Consider the following 15,128-nt stretch of genomic DNA (forward strand, 5'->3'; position numbering starts at 1 on the left):
TCCCTTGGTGATGCGACGCAGAGGGAAAGACTTTTTGCCAGTTCCGAACCTTCTGCAGCCGCCCGGCAGGCAGGCCTTCGCCGCATTCTGCCACGACTTTGGCCAGCGCTTCATCGTCACCGTCGATACCGAAGAGGAATTCGACTGGTCGGCTCCGCTCGACCGCAAGGCGCACAGCGTCGTCGCCGTACCCGCCCTGCGCAAATTCCAGCAATTCTGCGAAGGGTTCGGTGTTGTCCCGTCCTACCTCATCGACTGGCCGGTCGCGGATTCCGCCTGCGCCCCCGAAGCGATCGGCGATGCGGTTTTATCTGGGCGTGCCGAAGTCGGCGTCCAGCTTCACCCTTGGGTAAACCCGCCGTTCGTCGAGGATGTCAACGAACTCAACAGCTACGCGGGTAATCTGCCCTTCGAACTGGAACGCGAAAAGCTGCACACCCTGCGTGACCGGATCGAAAGCGCCTTCGGCACGCCCCCGCGCATCTACCGCGCCGGCCGCTACGGCCTCGGCACGCGCACGGCAGAAATCCTTCTCGAATGCGGCATAGCCATCGATACCTCGGTACGGGCGCGCTTCGACTATAGCGGTACCGGCGGCCCCAATTATCGCGAGCATCCGCTCCACCCCTACTGGGTCGGCAAGGAGCGCGAACTTCTCGAATTGCCGCTCACCACCGTATATTGGGGGCCGTTGCGGCAGGTCGGCAATGTCATCTACCCGCACTTGTGGCGCGCCCCGACAATGCGCGGTGTCCTCGCGCGCGCAGGCCTGCTGGAACGCATCCCCCTAACGCCTGAGGGCATCACCGCGGAGGAAGCACTGCGCGGCGTCGATATCGCCATCGATGAGGGCCTACCGGTACTTGTGTTCTCGTTCCACAGCCCGTCGCTGGCTACTGGCCACACGCCCTATGTGCGAAGCGAAGCAGATCTCGACGCGCTCTACGACTGGTGGCGCACACTGTTCACGCACCTCGCGCGACGAGGTGTGAAGCCGACAAGTGTGCATGAAATCATGAACAGCGTGCAACGCGGATAGAACCGCGCTTGCGTCATACGCATTGCCAAGCTAACGGGCTTGGCACCCGGCCATCGTCGATGGGGTCGGGTCCGGCACGGGGGCCTGTAGCTCAGCGGTTAGAGCTGGCCGCTCATAACGGCTAGGTCGCGGGTTCGAATCCTGCCGGGCCCACCATTCGCCGGTTGCTGCCTTTCCGGCAGCAGCATCGACAACCCCAGGTCGGGGAGTGGCGCAGTCCGGTAGCGCGCTTGCTTTGGGAGCAAGATGTCGCAGGTTCGAATCCTGTCTCCCCGACCAACTCATAACGTCTCAGCGCAGCTCATACCGCTCCAAATTGTCCTAAACTTCCGGTGGCTTGCAAGGCCAACCATGGCCGCTGGGCAGGAAACAGTGAGTGCTGCCAATTTCGTCGTCACTTTCTCCCCACGCACTGCAGCGCGCCGATATCCGATAGCGCTGCGGGAAATGTGGTCGCCTCCATTTTTGTGTAGAGCGTGCTACGAGACATTCCCATACGCTCGAGAACAGGGGGAAGCCTGAGCAAACGGTCTGCGCACCTGCATCCATAGCGCAACCTCCTTCGTGTTCGGCGATAGACGCCAACTCCTTCGAAGATAAATTCTTACAGCTTGAATAACAGCAGCAAGCGGAAGCAAATATACTCAACGTCAATTGATGACCGTCGCTAGTTCTAAAATGATATAAAAATCTCAGCTTATATCCACTGTTATGAGGGAAGTTCGGTGTACGAGCCACTGGAGCGGTCCCCACTCATTCCGGGCATATCCGCTAGAGCTGAAGTAGTTGGCGTACTCGGTGGTGCTTGAACAGATCGACGAGTCTGTCAATCAGGTTCCACAGCCGTGCCTCCCAGCCTCCCGACGGCACCTCTAAAACCTTGCAATCAATTCGCAGTAGCAATATGTGCGCCGCACAATCGAGATCACCCTCGGGGAGCACCACATAATGTATCATACCCATTCCCGCCTTAGCGCCGGGGCGAGCGGACTTGCGCTTGTTCTGGCTATCGCTAACGCCGCGCCCGTATGCGCCGAAGAAGCCGCCGCCGACGGCGCGCCGCAGGACGTCAGCTCCTCGGAAATCACCGTACTCGGCGCGCGCAGCAAGGATTACAAGGTCGACCAGTTGACCACCGCCACGCGCACCGGCACCAGCATCATGGACGTGCCGCAGTCGATCCAGTTCGTGCCGCGCGACGTCATCGACGATCAGCAGATCCTCGATCTCACCAGCGCGCTGCGCAACGTCAGCGGCATTCAGGCTGGCACCGACGCGGGTAATCGGTCGGAGAGCTTCACCATCCGCGGTTTCCGCTCTTCCTACTACGCCATCGATTCGATCATGCTCAGCCCGGCGATCGAGACCAACGACAGCTACCGCGACCTTGCCAACGTGGAGCGCATCGAAGTGCTCAAGGGTCCGGCCTCTGTGCTCTACGGCCGCGGCGATCCGGGCGGCCTGATCAACATCGTCACCAAGCAGCCGCGCTTCGAGCGGGGGATGAACTTCTCCGTGCAGGGCGGCAGCAACGACTTCATGCGCGGGCAGGTGGACGTGACCGGTCCGGTCGATGCCGCCAGGACGCTGGCCGTGCGCTTCATCGCCGCCGCGCAGACCGGCGACACCTTCCGCGACGTGTTCCAGCCCTACCGCCGCCAGTTCCTGTCCGGCTCGGTGCTGTGGCAGCCGACCGACCGCACCCGCGTCATCGCCAGCCTGACGTATGCACACCAGAAGAACCAGACCGATCGCGGCATCGTCGCCACTGCCGACGCCGACGGCGATCTCGTCGTCAACCTCCCGCGCGACCGGTTCCTGGGCGAAGAGTGGGCGACCACCGAATCCAGCCGCTACGAGTTCAACTACCGCATCGAGCATGAACTGGCGGACTGGCTGACCGTCCGCCAGATCGGCCATTACGACGAGGGCAAGCTCGACCTGTTCGGCATCAACTACGGCAACACCGTCGCGGTCAATGCCACCACCGGCGCGCGCACCATCACCCGCACCGCCGTCCAGCAGCACGAGCAGAACCACAACTACGATGCACAGGCCGACATGGTCGCGCGCTTCGCGACCGGCGGCATCAAGCACACCGTGGTGTTCGGCGGCGAATACGTGAAGTCCTACCGCTTCCGCACATTCGAACGCGCCACGCTGGCCGCGATCGACATCGACGATCCGGTCTACGGGGCGCAGCCGGGTACGTGGGTATCCGCCGCCGACCGCGAGGTGAAATCGAAGTCGCTGTCGGGCTACCTGCAGGACCAAATCGACATCGGCGAGCATGTCAACCTGCTGGCCGGCGTGCGCTACGACCACGCCCAGCAGTCGGACCATGGCACCACCCAGTACGCCTCGGACGACAAGGCATGGTCGCCGCGCGTGGGCGTGGTGTTCAAGCCGGTGCCGAACGTCTCGCTGTTCGCCGACTTCACCCGCTCGTTCCAGTCCAAGCCCGAACCGACCATCGACGGCAAGCCGATCGATCCGGAAAAGGGCAAGCAGTACGAGGCCGGCATCAAGGCTGAACTGTTCGGCGGCCGCCTTGCCTCCACGCTGTCGGTCTACCAGCTGAAGCGTGAGAACGTGACGCAGCAGGACCCCAACAACGTCGGCTACAACATCAACGCGGGCGTCCAGCGCTCGCAGGGTGTCGAGTTCGACATGTCCGGCGCGATCACGCCGAGCGTCAAGGTCATCGCCAACGGCGCCTATACCGACGCCACCGTGCGCTCCTCCACCGACTACGCAAAGGGCAACAAGCTGATCGGCGTGCCCAAGTGGAGCGGCAGCCTGTGGGTGACGCTGGAGCCGGTGGACGGCCCGCTGAGCCGCTTCGGCCTCGGCGGCGGCGTGGTTGCGGCGAGCAACCGCATGGGCAATCTGGAGAACACCTTCTCGGTTGGCGGCTACACCCGCTTCGACAGCAGCCTGTGGTACAAGCTGGCCGACAAGGTGCGCCTGACGGTGAACGTCAAGAACATCACCAACGAGTACTACATCGCCAGCACCGTCTCCCGCGCGCAGATCACGCCGGGCGAGGGCCGCAGCTTCCTCGTCGGCCTGAGCGGAGGGTTCTGAGGATGACCAAGGCATTCGCCGCCGCGCTGCTGGCGCTGGCCATTGGCACGGCTCCCGCCCCGGCCTTGGCGGCGGATGCCGGCAAGGTGCTGTTCCTGATGCGCGCCGATCCCCCCGGCGGTTCGGCCGACCCGGCGGTCAAGGCGCGACTGGAGGCGATGGGCTATGCCGTCACCACCAGCGAGGGGCTGGACGGCGCGCCGGACCCTTGCGGGTTCGACCTTGTCGTCATGTCCTCGACGGTGCGCTCCAACCAGTTCACCGCCAACCGCCCCATGATCGCGCGATGGCGCGACATGGGCGTGCCGCTGGTGACCTGGGAGAACGACCTTCTCGACGACTTGTGGATGACCGGGCTGCGCCGCGACACCGACTTCGGCGAACTGGAGACCGGCCACTACTTCTGGCTGGTGCGCGCGCCGCATCCGATGGCGGCGGGCATTCCGGCGGGCCTTGGCACCTGGACCGAGGCGCGCACGCCCGCAGGCTGGGGCAAGCCCGGGCTCGGCGCCGACGTCATCATGACCTGGCCCGGAGAGCCGGACAAGGCGACCCTGTTCGGCTACGAGGCGGGCGCGACGATGGACCACGACCACCTTGCCCCGGCGCGCCGCGTGTTCATCGGCATGGAGAACAACAGCTTCACCCGCATGACCGATACCGGTCGCAAGCTGTTCGACGCCGCGATCAGGTGGGCGCGCGCGGGCGCGAAAGTGTGCAAGGTGAAGAAGTGAGGCGCGCGCTCGGCCTCGCGCTGGCAGCCGCCCTGCTCACGGGCTCCGCATCGGCGCAGGACAGCGGCCCCATTCCCGAGGCACAGCCGCTGCTGGCGCGCTACGTATTGGCGGACGGCGCCCTCGCTGTCGGCGGCGGCCCGGAAGCCGGTGCCATCGCAGCGGCAGCCAGCGGCCTGTCCCCCCGCATCGTCGGACCTTCCGGAGCGATGCCGCTGCTGACGCAAGGGACCATCGCGCTCGCCGTGATCCCGCGCGAGATGACCGTGATCGAGCGTGCCGCCGTGCGCCGCTTTTCCGGCGGCCTGCCGCTGGCGGTGCCGGTGATGCAGGGACTCTACCTCTACGCCCGCTGCGACAGGGACGGCGCCGTCGATGAGCGGGTGAAGCCGGCGCTGCAGGGGCTGTTCTCGGACGATGGGCAGGCGCGGCTGAAGGCGGCGCTGGCGATGTACAAGCCCCTCGACGACGACGCACTGACCGATGCCCGGGAACGGATCGCAAGGCTGCACGGGATCACGATCCCGCGGCGCGCGGCGGGCTACGTCGCCCCGGACGGCAGCCTGTCGATCATCGGCAGCGATACGCTGACGACGATCATGCCCGACATCCTCGCCGCTTACGCGCGCCACGCGCCCAAGGTGCGGTTCACCGCCGACTTGCGCGGCTCCTCCACCGCGATGCCTGCGCTGACGGCCGGAACCACGATCTTCGCGCCGATGGGCCGTGAGCTGTGGGAGAACGACCTCGACGGCTTCCGGCAGATGAAGGGCTACGATCCGGTGCGCATCCGCATCGCCTATGCCAGCCACGGTCCCCGCGCGAACGGCAAGACGCCGCCCGCGATCTACGTCAACGCGAGCAACCCGCTTGCCGGACTATCGATGGCGCAAGTGAAGCGCGTCTTCGCGGCCGGAGCACCGGGCGGCGACATTGCCGACTGGTCGAATCTGGGCGCCGCGGCTGGTGCGATCCACGTCTACGCTGCGCGCGACGATGGCGGGTTCGGCTCGGCCATGCGCGCCTCGAAGCTCGACGGGCTGCCGTTCAGCGCCCGCTACCAGGCGATGCCGAGCGGAAAGGCGATCCTCGCCGCCGTCGCGGCAGACCCTCACGGCATCGGCTATGCGACATGGATCGACGCGGGCGAGGCACCGGAAGGCGTGCGAGTCCTGCCGCTGTCCGCACGCGACGGCGGCCCTTACGTCCTGCCTCAAGAGGGCGCGGACCGGGGCGCCTGGCCGATATCCTATTTCCTCAACATCTACATCGACAAGGCGCCGGGCAAGTCGATCAATCCGGAAATCAAAGGCCTGTTGCGGTTCATGCTCTCTGTGGAAGGGCAGGCTATCATCGCACACCATATGTCAGAAGATGATGGCTATGTGCCGCTCGACAGGCGGGACCTCGCTGCCGAGAGGCGCCGAGTTGATACCTTGTAAGCGGAAATCTTTCTGTGAGCAGGTGAAAGCTGTCAACTGTGCGCCAGGTGAGTAAGGTAGCAAGCATGGATCGCCGATCTTATCTTCGTTCGATTATCAAGGATCATACGGCATCTTCATATCGAAATACTGTTTCCTTGCTTTCCCGATCCGCTCGAATTGGTCAATAATCAACAGTATTATGGCTAATGGTTCTCACAATACTTTCCCACATTTTGTCATATCGAAATTAATTAACCTCCTCCACTCGCGCATACCAGAGCAAGTGCGACAGTATCTTTAACTATCTGCCGGCTCACCCACCGCGACTGCGCAAGCGGCGATGGGGCGCATGCCCTCAATATTCATCATCGTACGTTGCGCCGCCGCCTCAAGGATGAAGGGACAACGTTTCAGGACGTGAAGGACGACCTGCACCGCGATCTGTCTCTTTATTATCTGCGGAAAACCCGGCTGGATTTCAGGGGCATATCTGAAAAGCTGGCCTTCGCGGAAAAGGCCGTCTTCTCGCGAAGCTGCCGTCGCTGGTCCGGGCAATAGCCTTCACAACTGCGCGCGGCGCCTAAGTCTGCAACGGCAAGGGGAACTTTGTCCTGATAGGTCAAGCCATACGCGTCTGATTGCGCGACTATGCCCGTCAACGACGAACCAGCGACGTTGCAGGCCTGCCCTGCCGTGCATGGTTTCGCGAGGAGGAGCGGGACATGGCCGAAGCGGATCCCAGGATCGAAATGGATATCAGCGACGTCGAGTGGCGACTTGGTCACCAGGTCGGCGGCGGCGAGCTGTGGGAGCCATGCAACAAGACGGACATCCGCCGCTGGGTCATGGCGATGGACTACGTCAACCCGATCCACTGGGACCAGCGATTTGCGGCGGCGTCCAAATTCGGGGACATAATCGCACCGCAATCCATGCTGGTCGCACTCGATTACGGGCACGGCAACAATCAGGCCTGCGTGGGCCGGATCGATGGCCAGCACATGATCTTCGGCGGCGAGGAATGGTGGTGGTACGGCGTGAACGTCCGGCCCGGCGACCAGATCAGCCATGAGCGGATCTTCACCGGCTACAAGCTGACCGACACCAAGTTCGCCGGTCCGACCCTGTTCCAGCGCGGCGACACGATCCATCGCAACCAGCGCGGCGACCTCATCGCCAAATCCTGCCCTACCGTGATCCGCTATCTCGCCAAGGAGGCCGAAAAGCGGGGCATGTATGCCTCCACCGCAGGCACACCGCACAAATGGACGCAGGCGGAACTGGCGGAAATCGACCAGGTGCGGCGCGACTGGTTCCTTTCCAATCGCGACGGCAAGTCACCGCATTTCGAGGACGTCGCGGTAGGCGACAAGCTGCCGCGCCGGGTGATCGGCCCGCACTCGATCGCGAGCTTCACCACCGAATACCGCGCTTTCGTATTCAACATCTGGGGCAGCTTCTACTGGCAGGGCGTGGATGGCGTGCCCGACTGCTGGGTCAATCAGGACATGGGCTGGATCGACGGGTTCAGCTTCGACGAGGAAGGCGCGATGATTGATCCGCGCCTGCGTGACGGGCTCTACCTCGGTCCATCGCGCGGCCACATCGACGACAGCCGGGCGAGCGAGATCGGGATGCACCGTGCTTACGGCTACGGCGCTACGATGGCCGCGTGGAACACCGACTACCTGGCGTTCTGGGCCGGTCACGATGGCATGGTCCGCCACGCCAAGTCCGAGTTCCGCGGTCCTGCGTTCGAAGGCGACGTCACCTGGATCGAGGGTGAAGTGGTCGAGAAGATCGCGGATTCGGAATGGGGCTTTCCGGTAGTGCGGATCGAGGTGCGGATGACCAACCAGGACGGCAAGACGGTCGTCACTTCGGTCAACGAAATCCAGCTTCCCTACTGACCGGATCGACGCCGTGACTCAGCATCGCTTCATAGCCGATCAGGCCCTGTCCGTCTCCTGCGGTCTGCCGCTCGGCGACGAGACCGGTCTGGGCGCACTGACGCTCGGGGGCTTCCTGCGCGAAGTTACAGCGCAATATTGCAGCCGCGAGGCCCTGATCCATTCCCGGCCGGATGGCACGACCGAGCGCTGGTCCTATGCGGACCTCTGGCGGGAAGCCAATGCGGTGGCCAAAGCGCTCGTCGCCTGTGGGCTTGCGCACGGCGAGCGGGTCGGCGTTCTGATGACGAACCGGCCGGAATTCCTGTCCGCCACTTTCGGCATCGCGCTCGCCGGAGGTGTCGCCGCGCCGATCGGAACTTTCTCGACGGCCGCCGAGCTTGGTTACCTCATCGAGAAATCGGCGATCTCTACACTGCTGTTCGAGCGCACCGTGCTCAAGAAGGACTTCCTGGCGGCACTGGCCGAACTCGATACCCGGGTTACCGAGGCCACGCCGCATAGCTTCGCCTCGCTGCGCTTTCCCTTTCTCAAGACGCTGGTCATGGTCGGCGACGGAGCCTGCGGAGCGGTGCAGGACTGGTCCGCTTTCCTCGCGGCGGGCAACGCGATCGCGGAGGCGAGTATTGCCGCGCGTGCCGCTGCGGTCTCTCCGGCCGATGCCGGCGTGCTGTTCTTTTCCTCAGGGTCCACCGCGCTTCCCAAGGGCATCGTATCCTCGCATCGCGGGGTGACCTTGCAGATGTGGCGCATGGGGCCGCAGCAAGGACTGAGCGATGGCGTCCGCAGCTGGACCGCGAATGGCTTCTTCTGGTCCGGCAACTTCGCGATGATCGTGGGCGGCACGCTCGCGAAAGGCGGCACCATCGTTCTGCAGTCCACGTTCCAGCCTGCCGAGGCGCTGGCGCTGATGGAGGCCCACAAAGTTCAGTTCCTCTTCGCCTGGCCGCATCAGTGGGAGCAACTGATCGCCGCACCGAACTGGGCCGAAGTCGATCTGTCCTCGCTGGTCTATGTCGACGAGACCTCGCCGATCGCCCGGCATCCGACGGTCGAGGTCGACTGGATCGAGCCACGGCATTGCTATGGCAACACCGAGACCTTCACGCTCAGCGCCGCCTACCCTGCCCAGACGTCGCGGGAAGAAGCGGCGGAAAGCCATGGGCTGCCCTTGCCGGGCAATATCCTCAAGATCGTCGATCCTCTGAACGGCCGGACCATGCCGCTGGGCGAACGCGGAGAACTGGCGGTCAAGGGGCCGACGCTCATGCTTGGCTACCTCGGCGTGCCCCTTGCCGACACGCTCGACGCGGACGGCTTCCTGCGCACCGGAGACGGCGGGTGGCTCGACGATGCCGGACGGCTGCACTGGGAAGGCCGGCTGAACGACATCATCAAGACCGGGGGGGCCAACGTCTCCCCGCTGGAGATCGACGAGGTCATCCGCGAATGCGCAGGCGTCAAGGCCGCCCAGACGGTCGGCGTACCGCACGATACGCTGGGTGAGATCGTGGTGTCCTGCGTCGCCCTTCACGAGCGCGCGCAGGTCAGCGAGGAAGACCTGCGGTCCCACGCCCGAACCCGGCTGGCCAGCTACAAGGTTCCACGCCGGGTACTGTTTTTCGCGCCCGAGGATCTGGCCGTCACCGGCAGCAACAAGATCAAGACAAGCGAGCTGCGCCGGGTCGCGGCAGAAAGGCTTGCCATGCAGACCTGACAATTCGTGTTGCGCCCGATCGGTCGGAAAGAGCCGGCGGGCGATGGTTTTCAACCAAGAAGGGGAGGATAATATGATGAAATTCGATAAGAAGCGCGCCGCGTGGCGTTTTGCGATCGGCGTGGCAGGGATCGCCCTGATTCCGGGCATGGCGGCGGCGCAGGAGAAAGCGCCGCCCGCCGAGGACACCTCGGCCGACCAGATCACGTCGGAGCCGATCGTGGTGACCGGAACTCTCATCCGCGGCATCGCACCGGCGGGCAACAACGTCATCGGCGTCACCAGCGAACAGGTCACCGCGACCGGCGCCGCATCGACGAGCCAGGTTCTCGCCAGCGTTCCGCAAGTGGGTAACTTCTTCAACGCCCTGCCCGCCGGTGTGTCGCCCCAGGCCGGAGCGAACGCCTCCAATCCGATCAACCGTCCGAACCTGCGCAACCTGCCCGGCGCCAACACCAGCGGCGGCGCCCAGACGCTCGTGCTGTTCGACGGCCAGCGTGTGGTCGGTGCAGGCATCCAGCAGGTTGCGGTCGATCCCGACATCATCGCGCCCGGCGTCATCGCGCGCGTCGAGGCCATGACCGATGGCGGCTCGGCCGTCTACGGCTCGGACGCTCTCGGCGGCGTGCTGAACTTCGTCACCCGCGACCGCTTCAACGGCCTTCAGGTCGACGCCCGCTACGGCCTGGGCGAAAATTACAAGTCGGTCGATGCCAGTGCGATGGCAGGCAAGGATTGGGGCTCGGGCGGTTTCTACGTCGCCTACGGCTATTCGCACCATGACAGCGTCTATGGTTCGGACCGGGACTGGGTTAAGCAGATCAACTGGGACACCAAGGTGCCGACCGGGCGCAACTGCGCCGCTCCGAACGTCAGCGTCGGCACGGCAACCTACGTGCCGTCGGGCGCCGGACTGGCGGCCGGTGGCCCCAATGTCTGCGACTTCTCGGACACGGTTGCCATCTATCCCACCGCGACGCTGCACACGGTCTTCGCCCGTTTGAACCAGCGTCTGTCGGACTCGGTTCGTTTCGACGTGACCGCGCTCTATGCGAACCGCGCCATCGAGGCCGTAGGCGGCACGCTGGGGACCGGCGCTCTGAGCACCGGAGCCACAGGGCAAGCGACGCTGACCGCCGCATCGCCGTATTACCGCCCCACCGGCGATGCCAACACCGGCCTGCCGCAAGTCGTTCGGTACGACTATAGCCCCCTGTTCGGCGCTCGCTCCGCCACGCAGGAAACCAATCTGGAAACATGGCGCGTCGCGCCGTCGATCTCGATCGAACTCGGCTCCGACTGGGAACTGAGCGGCCTGTTCAGCTACGGGATCGCCACCACCTCGTTCCGCAACGCGCAGATCAGCACGACCGCGCAGGCCAGCGCACTCGCGTCCGGGGCATTGAACCCCTATGACGTGGGCGCCGCCAGCCCGGCCACGGCCGCCAGCCTGCTGCGTTACGCCGAGGGCGTGGGACGCAACGAATTGTTCGATTATCGCGCGATCGCCAACGGCCCGCTGTTCGCCCTCCCGGGCGGCTCGGTCAAGGCTGCCGTGGGCTACGAACACATGCAGGACAATTTCCAGCGGCGCACGACCAACGCCACCACTTACGCCTTCCAGGACCCCACCAGCTACACGCAGAAGGTCGATTCCGTCTTCGGCGAACTGCAAGTGCCGATCGTCGGCAGCAGTAACGAAATGTCGTTCCTCAACGAGCTGTCGCTATCCGCGTCGGCCCGCTACGACAAGTACAGCGACTTCGGCGACACCTTCAATCCCAAGTTCGCCGCCACGCTGCGCCCCGTCGAATGGATCGCGATCCGCGGCAACTGGGGCAAGTCCTTCACCGCACCATCACCTGTCGACCAGCTTGGCGTTCTGGCATCGGCGGTCGCGACGGTGCCTGCTGCGTTCCTGCGCACGCCGCCCGGCGTGACCGCAGCGCCCGGCGAGGTCGGTCTCTTCGTGTCCGGCACGGCCCCCGGCCTGCAGCCCCAGAAGGCGACCAACTGGTCCGCCGGACTGGAAATCGAGCCGCCGTTCGTGCCGGGGCTCACCCTCAACGCCAGCTACTACAACATCGACCTGTCCGGCACGATCGGCCGGCCGGTGACCAGCGCCGACCTCACCGACTACTATGCCAACTTCCCGCAGCTCTATTCGGTGCGGCCCACCGGTCAGGAACTGGCCGCCTATCTGACGCAGTTCAATCCGGCCAACTTCAACTTCACGGTCGCCAACCCCACCTCGACCTCTCAGGCGCTGATCACCGCGGGCGGGGTCACCACGCCCGTCCTGGTTTCGCTCGATACCCGGTCGCGTAACCTCGGGACCGCGAAGCTCGATGGCATCGACTTCAGCGCCAACTACGTGCTCGACACCAGCTTCGCCTCGTTCGATGCGAGCGCATCGGGCAACTATCGCCTGTCGCAGAAGTCCCGTGCGCTGCCATCGCTCCCGATCGCGGACGACCTGGCGTTCAATACGCCCGTGTTCCGTATGCAGGGCACTCTGGGAACGACGATTGGTGGCCTTCGCGCACAGGTCACCTGGAACCACACCTCCGGCTACAAGCGCGGCACGGTCGAGTTCGGCCAGACCAAGATATCCGCGTTCGACGCCATCAACCTGTTCTTCAAGTACGACGTGAAGTCCGACTCGGTCCTGACGAGCAACCTGTCGTTCACGCTGAACGTCCAGAACCTGTTCGACGTCGCCCCCCCCGAGTTCCGCAGCGCGACGGGGCTGGGTTACGACGCGACCCAGGGTTCCGCCTTCTCCATCGGCCGCATCGTGCAGTTCGGCGTGCGCAAGAACTTCTGACCGTGCGCGGCGAGGCCGGGCCACTGGTCCGGCCCCGACCGGGCAGGACGAAAAAATGCGGCTCCGGGGTCTTCCCCGGAGCCGTTCTTGTTTGGTCGGAAAAGGTGGCGCGTCGAGGCTACTTCACCACGACACGAACCCGGCCGAGGTTCATGATCCGCCCATACGGGCTTCCGGCTTCCACTTCCCGCTGGGCCGTCACGTGCAGTCCCACGAAATAGGTCCCCGGCACCACGAAAGCGTGAGTGACACTCACCGCGGCGCTCCCGTCTTTGCGAAGCTCGAGAACCGCTGGATCGCTGAAACTGCCCTTCCCCTCGAAATCCCACTCCCCGCCGACGATGCGGCCAGTACCTTTTGGAAGGCGGGCATCGGCGGTCAGGGTGACCGGCTTTCCGGCGGCGACCTCGGCGCGCAGGCCGCCATTGGCCCGCAGCGCGACCACGGGCTGAATGCCCAGCCGCGCCGCCGCCGTCGGCGGCACGATGACCTGTCCGTCCTTGATAGAATAGGCAGTGCTCGACGCCGGTGCGATGCCCTTTTCCACCCACGCGCTAACGTCGAGCAGCGCCTGCTGCAGCACGCCGGTGAAAGTTACCAGCTCGGCGCTGCCCTGACCGCCATGTTCGGCATGCTCGGTGAACCAGACCCGGAAGGCGTCGCCGGCCTTCGCGCCGAGGTGCTCGCCTACCTTGGTACGATACCAGTCCGCACCCCACGGCCATGCCGCAGTGTCCGAGAGATTTTCGACGAGAATGACCTTCGCGCCGATCCTGCCGGTGGGCACGGAGCCTGCCGCCCCCATGGCGAACTGGGGACCGAGCAGCTTGGGCCGCTGAGGCCCTAACGGTTTGCCGTCCGGGCCGCGATACTGGATCCAGGTGTAGAAGTCCGGGGTCGGGACCTGATGCCGGTGATAAGTCTGCGCGGCCAGCCAGTTCGAGTTGTCGATCTGCACTTCGTCCCCGGTGGCAAGCTTGGCAAGAACAGTCGGATCGTTGCTCTGCAGGACGACGATCTTCCCATCGACGCGCTGCAGCCGAAGCAGCGCTCCCGCCGCTGCGCCGCTGTTGACCTTCAGGTCGGCCGCGCTGCCGAAGTCACGTTGCGGAACGGCGTCAAGTTCGATGGCGACCGGCAGTTCGCTGCCTCCCGGACCAAGGAGCGCCTGCCAGGCAAGCTCCGCCGTGCCCTGCGCTTGGCCCATCTGCGGCTTGAGCGTGATCCCGAGCCGGTTCGCATCGGCCGCCATGATGAGCCGCACGACTTTCGCCTTTTGCTGGATACGGGCGTCGCGCAAGGACTTGGGCGGATCGAACCCTTCATAGCCGGGCTTGGTCCAGAAGTCGGTGAAGTAGGTCGGGTCGGCCGCGAGCATGCCCGGATAAAGCACCGGAAAAGCGCCGACATAGCCGCGGGCGAGAGCACGCAGCTCGGGCAAGGGATAACCGAAGTCCAGGATCTCCCGAAGCGCCGAACGCTGCTCGGCGTCCAGCCCCTTGTACGGGTCCCCCGTTCCACCGACGTCGAAGGCGTCGATGATGCCGGGCAGTTTGTCTCCCAGGACCCGATAGGCGTAGAGCGGCGCGGTGAAATTGTACGGCGTCGCCATCGTCGAACCCATGACGAAGGGAACCGCCCCGTCCCAGATGCCGGCCGTGTTCTCGATGCTGCCTACGGTTCGATAGGCGCCGCCGCTGCCGCCCCAGATATAGCCGAAGGGGCGCTTGCCCCCGTACATCCTGGCGGCGACGACGCGGGAGAATTGGGCTGCAGCCGCATTGGCCCGGTAGGCCCCGATGGTCGGGTCGGTCGCATAAGCGGGCCCCGAGTTGGCGCTGGCCCCGCCGCCGTTGGTCTCGATGTAATAGCCTCCGTGGTTCACCGCGAAACCGATGTTGCCTCCGCCATCGCGCGTGTCCTTCTGCGCGAGGTTCTCGCTGTCCGGCACCGGAGTGACGTATTCGAAGAAGCGTCCTTCGTACTTTTCCTTGGGCGGGAAGTAGAAGGAAAAGCGCATGTCGGTGCCGGTAAAGCCGCCGTGCACGTAACGGTGCCGCACCGGTGAATCGCGCCATTCGTCGATGTCGATATAGGGTTTCGTGAAAAGGGGATCGGCGGCCGCTCCCGGCGGAACGGCTTCAGGCCAGGCAATCGCCTCTGGCGCCGGAGATGCAGCTTCGCCCGGAATGGCACCGGCAGTCAAAAGCAGTCCGGTGACGATGCACATCGCCGTACCCAGACCGCATCGCGAACGAACTCTGGCTGAACGTCCCATTTTCTCTCCCCTGCCGTGTTTTTGTTTCGATCCTCGGATAGTGTAGGCGCCAAGGCGGGGCGCAAAACTGAACTGCATCGTCCACGCGAATAAGCGGGGGCCCCGCCCTCGC

Annotated in this window: 9 protein-coding genes and 2 tRNA genes; 9 read left to right on the forward strand and 2 right to left on the reverse strand. The window is 64.6% G+C overall.

Going from position 1 to position 15,128, the window contains the following annotated elements; genetic code table 11:
• Nucleotides 1–34: 34 nt before the first annotated feature.
• From QRN25_RS05190 to QRN25_RS05200, 3 genes are all read left to right on the forward strand, one after another.
• Entirely contained in the window at nt 35–1,039 is a 1,005-nt protein-coding gene (locus tag QRN25_RS05190; protein WP_285017803.1) for a polysaccharide deacetylase family protein, read from the forward strand.
• Nucleotides 1,040–1,119: 80 nt separating this feature from the next.
• Nucleotides 1,120–1,195: transfer RNA gene (locus QRN25_RS05195), tRNA-Ile, on the forward strand.
• A gap of 46 nt (nt 1,196–1,241) precedes the next feature.
• A tRNA-Pro gene (locus tag QRN25_RS05200) sits at nt 1,242–1,318 on the forward strand.
• 115 nt (nt 1,319–1,433) lie between these two features.
• Here QRN25_RS05200 and QRN25_RS26440 read toward each other — a convergent pair.
• Nucleotides 1,434–1,595 carry an AlpA family phage regulatory protein gene (locus tag QRN25_RS26440; protein WP_502910418.1) on the reverse strand — a complete coding sequence of 54 codons (162 nt, stop codon included), beginning with the start codon at nt 1,593–1,595 and terminating at the stop codon, nt 1,434–1,436.
• Between the two features lie 392 nt (nt 1,596–1,987).
• Between QRN25_RS26440 and QRN25_RS05205 the strand changes: the two genes are divergently transcribed.
• The 6 genes from QRN25_RS05205 to QRN25_RS05230 all read left to right on the forward strand — a co-directional run bounded on the left by QRN25_RS05205 (nt 1,988) and on the right by QRN25_RS05230 (nt 12,738).
• A complete protein-coding gene (locus QRN25_RS05205) occupies nt 1,988–4,126 on the forward strand; it encodes a TonB-dependent siderophore receptor (RefSeq protein WP_285017805.1) in 2,139 nt (712 codons plus the stop codon).
• Between the two features lie 2 nt (nt 4,127–4,128).
• A complete protein-coding gene (locus tag QRN25_RS05210; protein ID WP_285017806.1) occupies nt 4,129–4,860 on the forward strand; it encodes a hypothetical protein in 732 nt (243 codons plus the stop codon).
• A complete protein-coding gene (locus QRN25_RS05215) occupies nt 4,857–6,302 on the forward strand; it encodes a PstS family phosphate ABC transporter substrate-binding protein (protein WP_285017807.1) in 1,446 nt (481 codons plus the stop codon). The genes QRN25_RS05210 and QRN25_RS05215 overlap by 4 nt, the downstream gene beginning before the upstream one ends.
• Nucleotides 6,303–7,006: 704 nt before the next feature.
• A complete protein-coding gene (locus tag QRN25_RS05220) occupies nt 7,007–8,194 on the forward strand; it encodes a MaoC family dehydratase (protein WP_285017808.1) in 1,188 nt (395 codons plus the stop codon).
• A gap of 13 nt (nt 8,195–8,207) precedes the next feature.
• Nucleotides 8,208–9,911, forward strand: a complete 1,704-nt coding sequence (locus QRN25_RS05225) for a class I adenylate-forming enzyme family protein (RefSeq protein ID WP_285017809.1) — start codon at nt 8,208–8,210, stop codon at nt 9,909–9,911.
• A 76-nt stretch (nt 9,912–9,987) separates the two neighbouring features.
• Nucleotides 9,988–12,738 (forward strand): TonB-dependent receptor domain-containing protein, encoded by a 2,751-nt coding sequence (locus tag QRN25_RS05230; RefSeq protein ID WP_285017810.1) that lies wholly within the window; start codon nt 9,988–9,990, stop codon nt 12,736–12,738.
• A gap of 118 nt (nt 12,739–12,856) precedes the next feature.
• Here QRN25_RS05230 and QRN25_RS05235 read toward each other — a convergent pair whose 3' ends face one another.
• On the reverse strand, nt 12,857–14,968 hold the full coding sequence (locus QRN25_RS05235; protein ID WP_285017811.1) for a hypothetical protein: 2,112 nt from the start codon (nt 14,966–14,968) through the stop codon (nt 12,857–12,859).
• Between the last annotated feature and the right edge of the window lie 160 nt (nt 14,969–15,128).

Source organism: Novosphingobium sp. fls2-241-R2A-195, from assembly GCF_030209485.1.
Taxonomy (GTDB): domain Bacteria; phylum Pseudomonadota; class Alphaproteobacteria; order Sphingomonadales; family Sphingomonadaceae; genus Novosphingobium; species Novosphingobium resinovorum.

What these genes read in the sequence shown, in the direction of transcription:
- QRN25_RS05210 (WP_285017806.1), top strand. Translation starts at nt 4,129, where the DNA reads ATGACCAAGGCATTCGCCGCCGCGCTGCTGGCGCTGGCCATTGGCACG.
- QRN25_RS05220 (WP_285017808.1), top strand. Translation starts at nt 7,007, where the DNA reads ATGGCCGAAGCGGATCCCAGGATCGAAATGGATATCAGCGACGTCGAG.
- QRN25_RS05205 (WP_285017805.1), top strand. Translation starts at nt 1,988, where the DNA reads ATGTATCATACCCATTCCCGCCTTAGCGCCGGGGCGAGCGGACTTGCG.
- QRN25_RS05230 (WP_285017810.1), top strand. Translation starts at nt 9,988, where the DNA reads ATGAAATTCGATAAGAAGCGCGCCGCGTGGCGTTTTGCGATCGGCGTG.
- QRN25_RS05235 (WP_285017811.1), bottom strand. Translation starts at nt 14,968, where the DNA reads ATGTGCATCGTCACCGGACTGCTTTTGACTGCCGGTGCCATTCCGGGC.